This window comes from Burkholderiales bacterium (assembly GCA_013695435.1).
Taxonomy (GTDB): Bacteria; Pseudomonadota; Gammaproteobacteria; order Burkholderiales; family JACMKV01; genus JACMKV01.
The window spans coordinates 1-6952 of the sequence record JACDAM010000140.1 but is presented as its reverse complement, the minus strand read 5'-3'; the positions used below and the strand labels follow the sequence as shown (position 1 = coordinate 6952).

At 60.7% G+C, this 6952-nt stretch carries 8 protein-coding genes; 6 read left to right on the top strand and 2 right to left on the bottom strand.

All coding sequences use genetic code 11. The features are described from left to right. Together H0V78_07210 and H0V78_07205 are read left to right on the top strand one after the other, a co-directional pair. A partial coding sequence (locus H0V78_07210) for an O-acetylhomoserine aminocarboxypropyltransferase/cysteine synthase (protein ID MBA2351566.1) occupies positions 1 to 1206 on the top strand: 1206 nt, incomplete at its 5' end. A 34-nt stretch (positions 1207 to 1240) separates the two neighbouring features. Further along, a complete protein-coding gene (locus tag H0V78_07205) occupies positions 1241 to 2113 on the top strand; it encodes a hypothetical protein (GenBank protein MBA2351565.1) in 873 nt (290 codons plus the stop codon). Between the two features lie 237 nt (positions 2114 to 2350). On the opposite strand, the gene H0V78_07200 is transcribed toward H0V78_07205, so the two are convergent. Further along, positions 2351 to 3280, bottom strand: a complete 930-nt coding sequence (locus tag H0V78_07200; GenBank protein MBA2351564.1) for an MBL fold metallo-hydrolase — start codon at positions 3278 to 3280, stop codon at positions 2351 to 2353. Between the two features lie 112 nt (positions 3281 to 3392). On the opposite strand from H0V78_07200, the gene H0V78_07195 reads away from it, so the two are divergent. From H0V78_07195 to H0V78_07180, 4 genes are all read left to right on the top strand, one after another. Then, complete coding sequence (locus H0V78_07195; GenBank protein ID MBA2351563.1) at positions 3393 to 4298, top strand: glutamate/aspartate ABC transporter substrate-binding protein; 906 nt, start codon at positions 3393 to 3395, stop codon at positions 4296 to 4298. Positions 4299 to 4377: 79 nt separating this feature from the next. After that, positions 4378 to 5115, top strand: a complete 738-nt coding sequence (locus H0V78_07190) for an amino acid ABC transporter permease (protein MBA2351562.1) — start codon at positions 4378 to 4380, stop codon at positions 5113 to 5115. A 115-nt stretch (positions 5116 to 5230) separates the two neighbouring features. After that, complete coding sequence (locus H0V78_07185) at positions 5231 to 5911, top strand: ABC transporter permease subunit (GenBank protein ID MBA2351561.1); 681 nt, start codon at positions 5231 to 5233, stop codon at positions 5909 to 5911. Next, positions 5908 to 6636, top strand: coding sequence for an amino acid ABC transporter ATP-binding protein (locus tag H0V78_07180; GenBank protein MBA2351560.1), 729 nt, complete (start codon positions 5908 to 5910; stop codon positions 6634 to 6636). Before H0V78_07185 ends, H0V78_07180 begins: the two co-directional genes overlap by 4 nt. A 92-nt stretch (positions 6637 to 6728) precedes the next feature. On the opposite strand, the gene H0V78_07175 is transcribed toward H0V78_07180, so the two are convergent. Further along, on the bottom strand, positions 6729 to 6952 hold a 224-nt coding region (locus H0V78_07175), incomplete at its 5' end, for an IS30 family transposase (protein ID MBA2351559.1).

Here is a 6952-nt window from a genome sequence, read left to right as displayed (position 1 = left end):
GTGCCGATCTATCAGACGACCTCCTACGTATTCGATTCGGCCGACCAGGCGGCGTCGCTGTTCAATGTGCAAACGTTCGGCAACGTCTATTCGCGGCTGTCGAACCCGACCAATGCCGTGCTCGAACAGCGCATCGCAGCTTTGGAGGGCGGCCGCGCCGGACTCGCGCTGGCGTCCGGCATGGCGGCGCAGACCGTCGCGTTGCTGACGTTGCTCGAAGCCGGCGACCAGTTGATTGCTGCCAATACGCTGTACGGCGGCACGTATTCGCAGCTCGATGTCAGCTTCAGAAAGCTCGGCATCGATACCGTATTCGTCAACCCCGATGATCCGCGAAACTTCGCCCGTGCGATCACGCCGAAAACCAGGGCGCTGTATGCCGAGACGATAGGCAATCCGCAGATCAACCTGTTCGACATCGAAGCGGTCGCCGCTATCGCTCATGACGCGGGCATACCGCTGATGGTCGACAACACGTTCGCGACTCCGTACCTGTGCCGGCCGATCGATTTCGGCGCCGATATCGTCGTGCACTCGGCGACCAAATTCATCGGCGGTCATGGCACGACGATGGGCGGGCTGGTCGTCGAATCGGGAAAATTTCCGTGGGGCAACGGCAAGTTTCCCGGCATGACCGAGCCTTCGCGCGGCTATCACGGGGTGATCTTCCACGAGACGTTCGGCGACTTCGGCTACATCATGAAAGCGCGCATGGAGACCTTGCGCACCTTCGGCCCGGCACTGTCGCCCTTCAATGCTTTCCTGCTGCTGCAAGGCATCGAAACCCTGCAATTACGCATGCAGCGCCACTGCGAAAACGCGCTCGCGGTCGCGCGCTTTCTCGACGCGCACGCGCTTGTCGAGTGGGTCAATTATCCGGGGCTCGACAACAGCCGCTATCGCGATCTGGCCAGAAAATATTTGCCGCGCGGCGCCAGTTCGATTCTGACGTTCGGCATCAAGGGCGGCCAGGCGGCAGGCATAAAATTCATCGAAGCCGCGCAGTTCATGAGCCATCTGGCCAACGTTGGCGATGCCAAAACACTGGTCATTCATCCGGCCTCGACCACGCATCGGCAAATGTCGGAAGTTGAGCAGATCGCAGCCGGGGTGACGCCGGAAATGATCAGGCTTTCGATCGGACTGGAGACGCTCGACGACATTCTGTGGGATATCGATCAGGCTCTGGCGAGCGCCGCGCGATGACGCCGATCGGGCCGGGTCGTGTGTGGCGACGAGCATGTCGGCGATGAGCGCATTGTTTCACGCCAGTATCAGGATCGAAGGCGCGCCGGACGATCTGGCCGCCTTCAAGGCATCGCTCGCGCCGCTGCTGTTGGAACACGCGGCCACCGCCAACATCACCGAAAGCCAGAGCGATTGCGCGCTGTCGTACGACGTGAAGGCGGCCGGCGGCATTCCGTTTCCGCCGTTTGTCATCGCGTCCGAAATGCACCCGGCGCTCGCGATCGCCGTCAGTTGGATCAACACGGAAGCCAATCTGCGCGGCGCCGCGACCATCGTCAACGGCGCCTTGACCGAACAGAAAGTCGACGCGCTTCCCGATGGCGATAGCAGTTCGCGGTTTTTCGTCGCGACCGCCGTCGACGGTTCGCTCGAACTCGCGCTGACTTTTTTTCAGGCGGGCGCTGACGAATACTGTGGTTACGCGCTGACCGCGAACCAGGATGCGCTGTTTCGCGTGAAGCGCAAACGCGAGCAGAACGCGGTCGAACTGGTGGCGACCGCCGGCGCCGCGGAATGGGCCCGGCAATGGTCGATCGATTCCGCTGGTGCGGCGAAGTACCGCGCGCTCGAACCGCCGCTCGCCATCGACCCGCGGGTGTACGAAGAAGCGAGCCTGTTGATGGCGGAATTCATCGCGCACTGGATCTGGTTTGCCGCTGATCCGCCCGCTCAGATCATTATCGAACAGACGCGTTTCGAGCGGCTCGGTTATGCGCAGCATGCGGCGAATCTGAAGTCGGCGCAGTTCGCGAAATTGCAGGCAAACGAAGGCGGTGCGCAAATCAGCCGGCTCGGCTCGGGTGCGGCCGATGCGGAATGGGTCAAGGACATGCTTGCGCGCTATTGGTTGGCCGACTACCCTTGACCGCATCTGGCTGGTTTCGCAAGGCCGATGAAACGGAGTGGCTCGCGGGCTTTGAGGCGGGTTGGCAGCGGGGCTCACCGGCTCATCAATCCTGTCTCAAGCGGCTGACCGAAGATCCGAACTTCTCGGTCGCGGGGACGGGGAAGGTCGGGATGGGGGTGAGCATGGAAATAGCGCGAGGCGGGTCTGACGCATTTTGCAAACGCGCTTTGCAACCATTATGGCCGCAACCGGCGATCAGGGGCCGGCGAGCGGATAGCACGCCATATCGTCGGCGAAGCTGACCTTGCCGCGGTAATGCTGTTTGATCGCAGCCAGCGTTTCCGCTTCCTTGCCGAGCGTGCGCTGCATCCGGTGGGACAGCACGAGTTGGCCGACTTTCGCGCTCCCGGCGATCTGCCCGATCACCGAAGGCGGCATATGCAATTTGCGTTCGACGCCTTCTGCGCCTTCGGGCACGGCGTTGTGCGCGACCAGAATATCGGCGCCCTGTGCGAGCTGGGCGAAGCTTGCGCCCTCGCCGTTCATGTCGCCGCTGAACACGATGCTCTTGCCGCCGGCCTCTACGCGGAAGCCGAGCGCCGGGATCGGCCCGTGTATGACCCTGGCGGCGAAAATCTTCAGCCGCTCGTTCTGCGCGATCTCGCGCGCTTCGTCATCTTTCAGGGTCACGTTGTTCGCCGTGATCCGGTAGGCGCCCTTGTCGCTCATGAACGCGCTCAGGTAGCGGTACACGCCGCCGGGTTCGGCGAACAGGCCGGCGACGAAAGCGCTGGTTGCCGGCATCACCTGATTGCCCGGCGGGCCGTAAACCGGCAACTCGCGCTTGCGGTCGCCAAAGAACGATGCCTTGATCAAAGCCGGAAAATCGCTGCTGTGATCGACGTGCAGATGCGAAAACAGCGCGATATCGAGATCGCCGACAAGGGCGCCGGATTCGCCGAAGCGCAAGGCCGCGCCGCCGCCCATATCGACCAGCGCGCGCGCCTTGCCGTCAACCCATACCAGGTAGCTGCTCGATGCCCGCCCGGCGGTCAGTTCCGGCCCGCCCGAGCCCAGCACCTGCAGCGCGATTCCCTTGTCGCCGCAACTCGCGTATGCGGCTGAGGTCAACGCAAACGCCACGGTGGCCGTGAGCAACCGGCAATTCGAAAGCAGGCGATACATAAGCACTCCTCTGGACGCTGTGAGCTTTGCCCGCGAGGGCGCGGCGTCTCAATGTTTGGAACAATTGCGTCTATACTTACTTCGAGTAAAACCGATTTCAATAGGAGGAGCTATGCTGAACTTAGTTCGCGCGTCGATGGCAGCCTTGTTTTGCGCAACGCTCACCGCATCCCCCTTCGCGCTCGCGCAGGAACTACCCGGAACGCTGAAAAAAATCAAGGATAGCGGCACGATTACGCTCGGTCATCGCGAATCGTCGATTCCCTTTTCGTATTACGACGACAAGCAGCAGGTCGTGGGCTATTCGCACGAGCTCGCGCTCAAAATCGTCGACGCGGTCAAGCGGGAACTGAAAATGCCGAACCTGCAGGTAAAGCTGAATCCGGTCACGTCGCAGACGCGGATACCGCTGATGCAGAACGGCACGATCGATCTCGAATGCGGTTCGACGACCAACAATACCGAGCGGCAGAGACAAGTCGCGTTTTCCAATTCGATTTTCCAGATCGGAACGCGGCTTTTGACTCGCAAGGATTCCGGCGTCAAGGATTTCGCCGACCTCAAAGGCAGGAACGTCGTCACCACCGCTGGCACGACGTCGGAACGGCTGATCCGCAAAATGAACGAGGAAAAAAATATGGGTATGAATGTGATCAGCGCCAAGGATCACGGCGATGCTTTCCTGATGCTCGAATCGGGCCGCGCCGCCGCGTTCATGATGGATGATGCGCTGTTATTCGGAGAGATCGCGAAAGCGCGCAAGCCGGGGGACTGGGCCGTCGTCGGCAAGCCTCAGTCGTTCGAGGCGTATGGCTGCATGCTGCGAAAGGACGATCCGCAATTCAAGAAAGTCGTCGATGCGGCGCTCGCCGACCTGATGAAAAGCGGCCAGATCAACAAGATCTACGCGAAATGGTTTACCTCGCCGGTCCCGCCCAAGGGTCTGAACCTGGATTTCCCGATGAGCCCCGAGCTGCAGGCGCTGTTCAAGAATCCGAACGACAAGGCAATCGAATAGCCCGTAGTGATGGCGCATGAAAGACAAAGCTCCGCCGCACAGGCGGAGCTTTTTTCGTTGTAGAACGAGAAGATTCGAAATGAATTACAACTGGGACTGGTCGGTGTTCTTTCGCGAAGTTCCTTCCGGCGGAGAGACCTATATCGATTGGTTGCTGTCGGGGCTGGGCTGGACGCTGGCGGTTGCCGCTGCGGCGTGGCTGATCGCATTCGTGCTCGGCAGCATGCTCGGCGTCCTGCGCACGCTCCCTAACCGCGTACTTTCCGGGATCGCCGCGACCTACGTCGAAATCTTCCGCAATATTCCGCTGCTGGTGCAGTTGTTCGTTTGGTTTTACGTCGTGCCAGAGTTGCTGCCGCGCGAACTCGGCAATGCCATAAAACAGATGGATCCGACCACGTCGCAATTCCTGACGGCGTTCGTCTGCCTCGGGCTGTTCACCGCGGCCCGCGTCTGCGAGCAGGTGCGCGCCGGCATCGAGTCACTGGCCCGGGGCCAGAAAAATGCCGCGCTCGCGGTTGGCCTGACGTTGCGCCAGACCTATCGCTACGTGCTGCTGCCGATGGCCTTTCGCGTCATCGTTCCGCCGATGACTTCCGAGTTTCTGAACATCTTCAAGAATTCTGCCGTCGCGCTGACCGTCGGCCTGCTCGAACTGACCGCGCAAACCCGCCAGATCACCGAATACACGGCGCAGACCTTCGAGGCTTTTATCGTCACGACGGTGCTGTATCTGATGATTACGATGATCGTGATCCTCGCCATGCGCTGGGTCGAAAAGCGCACGCGGGTGCCGGGTTACATCGGAACGAATTGAACGCAATGAAAGGACGCATCCCATACCGGCATTGCCGAATCCGCTTCGTCAGGAATCCCGGGACATGCCGCGCTGCGCGACGCGGTTCCTGCCCACGCGGGAATGAGCGCGATTCATGACTTACGAATTCGACTGGAGCTCGATCCCCGGCGCCGTGCCGTTCCTGATCGACGGCATGGTGCTCACCTTGAAGCTGCTTTTCCTCGCCATGGCGATAGGCATCGTCTGGGGCACGCTGCTCGCGCTCGCTCGCTTGTCCGGCGTCAGACTGCTGTCCGCGGCCGCGGGCGCCTATGTGAATCTGTTTCGTTCGGTACCGCTGATTCTCGTCATCTTCTGGTTTTACTTTCTGGTGCCGTTTTTTTTGAAAGCGATCACGGGTGACGCCGGGATTGCGGTCGGCGCGTTCTATTCGGCGCTCGTTGCGTTCGCGCTGTTCGAGGCGGCCTACTATTGCGAAATCATTCGCGCCGGCATCCAGAGCGTGCCGCGCGGCCAGCTTGCCGCCGCCTATGCCACTGGCATGAACTACGGCCAGGCGATGCGTCTGGTGATATTGCCGCAGGCGTTTCGCAATATGCTGCCGCTGCTGCTGACGCAAAGCATCATCCTGTTTCAGGACACTTCGCTCGTCTATGTGATCAGTCTGTCGGATTTCCTCGGCGCCGCGAGCAAGGTCGGCACGCGCGACGGCCGCCTGGCCGAGATGTATCTGTTCGCTGCCGCGGTTTATTTCGTGATGAGCTTCGCCGCGTCGAGCCTCGTCAGACGGTTGCAAACGAGGTTCGCGACATGATCGAAATCAATGCGGTCGGCAAGCATTACGGCAGCTTCCAGGTCTTGACCGATTGCTCGACGCGCGTGAACAAGGGCGAAGTCGTCGTCGTCTGCGGTCCGTCCGGTTCGGGCAAAAGCACGCTGATCAAATGCGTCAACGGGCTCGAGCCGTTTCAGAGCGGCAGCATAACTGTCAACGGCGTTTCGGTCGGCGATCGCAAAACCAACTTGCCGAAATTGCGCGGCGGCATCGGCATGGTGTTCCAGAATTTCGAGCTGTATCCGCACATGAGCGTGCTCGCCAACATCTGCCTCGCCCAGATCAAGGTATTGAAGCGCTCGCGGAATGAAGCGGAAACGCGCGCGAGGAGTCTGCTGGATCGCGTCGGGCTTGCCGAGCAGGCCGGCAAATATCCGGGGCAGTTGTCCGGCGGTCAGCAGCAGCGCGTGGCAATCGCGCGGGCGCTGGCGATGGATCCGGTCGCCATGCTGTTCGATGAGCCGACTTCAGCGCTCGATCCCGAAATGATCAACGAAGTGCTCGACGTCATGGTCGGTCTCGCGCAGGACGGCATGACCATGATGGTCGTGACGCACGAGATGGGTTTTGCGCGCAAGGTCGCCAACCGCGTCGTATTCATGGATCAGAGCCGCATCGTCGAGGATGCGCCAACCGCGGAATTTTTCGCGCAGCCAAAGACCGGGCGCGCGCGTTTGTTCCTGTCCAAGATTCTGCAGCATTAACCCCGGTTGCCATGAACGCCAAAGGTTCTGCCGAAAACCAGGTTCGACCTGGCTACCGTCCTGAATCTGAAATTCGTTACAAATAGGAATCGTCATTCCCGCGCACGCGGGAAGGTGCATTCACGTTTGAAGTGCAACGGTTCAAGGAATCCGCGGAATATCTCGGCCGGCGTTCGAAAGCCCAGGCACTTACGCGGGGTGTGATTATAGGCGGCTACCAGGACATCGAGTTCGGGCGGCGACAGCGTGGCCAAGTCGGTCTTGCGCGGCAGCGTGCGGCGCATGCGTCCGATCGCATTCTCGATGCCGCCTTTCT

What these genes read in the sequence shown, in the direction of transcription:
- H0V78_07205 (MBA2351565.1), top strand. Translation starts at nt 1,241, where the DNA reads ATGTCGGCGATGAGCGCATTGTTTCACGCCAGTATCAGGATCGAAGGC.
- H0V78_07200 (MBA2351564.1), bottom strand. Translation starts at nt 3,280, where the DNA reads ATGTATCGCCTGCTTTCGAATTGCCGGTTGCTCACGGCCACCGTGGCG.
- H0V78_07195 (MBA2351563.1), top strand. Translation starts at nt 3,393, where the DNA reads ATGCTGAACTTAGTTCGCGCGTCGATGGCAGCCTTGTTTTGCGCAACG.
- H0V78_07190 (MBA2351562.1), top strand. Translation starts at nt 4,378, where the DNA reads ATGAATTACAACTGGGACTGGTCGGTGTTCTTTCGCGAAGTTCCTTCC.
- H0V78_07185 (MBA2351561.1), top strand. Translation starts at nt 5,231, where the DNA reads ATGACTTACGAATTCGACTGGAGCTCGATCCCCGGCGCCGTGCCGTTC.
- H0V78_07180 (MBA2351560.1), top strand. Translation starts at nt 5,908, where the DNA reads ATGATCGAAATCAATGCGGTCGGCAAGCATTACGGCAGCTTCCAGGTC.